Origin of the sequence: Desulfovibrio piger (assembly GCF_012843875.1) — a bacterium.
In the GTDB taxonomy this organism is placed as follows: Bacteria; Desulfobacterota; Desulfovibrionia; order Desulfovibrionales; family Desulfovibrionaceae; genus Desulfovibrio.
Genome location: NZ_JABAFY010000122.1, coordinates 1 through 733, shown reverse-complemented (window position 1 = coordinate 733; position 733 = coordinate 1). Strand labels below are relative to the sequence as shown.

1 rRNA gene is annotated in these 733 nt (G+C 51.4%); it reads left to right on the top strand.

Annotated features, from left to right (window positions below):
• Nucleotides 1–79: 79 nt before the first annotated feature.
• Nucleotides 80–733, top strand: a 23S ribosomal RNA gene (locus HF854_RS12415); the annotation flags it as partial.

The window sequence follows — 733 nt, the reverse complement described above, 5'->3', positions numbered from 1 at the left end:
AACCGGATATGATCCGGCCATCACGAAAGTGATTGCTCTTTTACAATTGAATAGGGATGGAAGGAAGTTTTTTTCGAGAAGACAAGTTGACAAGAGCATCGGGTGGATGCCTTGGCGTCGGAAGGCGATGAAAGACGTGGTAAGCTGCGAAAAGCCTCGGGGAGAAGCTAAACATTCTGTGATCCGGGGATTTCTGAATGGGGAAACCCGGCGGAGGTCATGCTCCGTCGCGGGCACTTGAATACATAAAGTGTCCAGCGCCAACTCAGGGAAGTGAAACATCTCAGTACCTGAAGGAAAAGAAATCAAACGAGACTCCCAAAGTAGCGGCGAGCGAAATGGGATGAGCCCAAACCGGCTGGATTCGTTCAGCCGGGGTTGTAGGGCCGGCATATGTGATTCATGAGTAGGCAGGGGAAATGAGCTGGAAAGCTCTGCCAGAGCGGGTGACAGCCCCGTACCTGAAACCCAAAGCGACACAGCCGGTACCTGAGTACCGCGAGACACGTGGAACCTCGTGGGAATCCGGGAGGACCATCTTCCAAGGCTAAGTACTAACCGACGACCGATAGTGTACCAGTACCGTGAGGGAAAGGTGAAAAGAACCTCTGTTAGAGGAGTGAAATAGAATCTGAAACCTGGTGCTTACAAGCTGTGAGAGCGGACTTGTTCCGTGATCACGTGCCTTTTGCATAATGAGTCAGCGAGTTAATCTGTACTGCAAGGTTAAGCG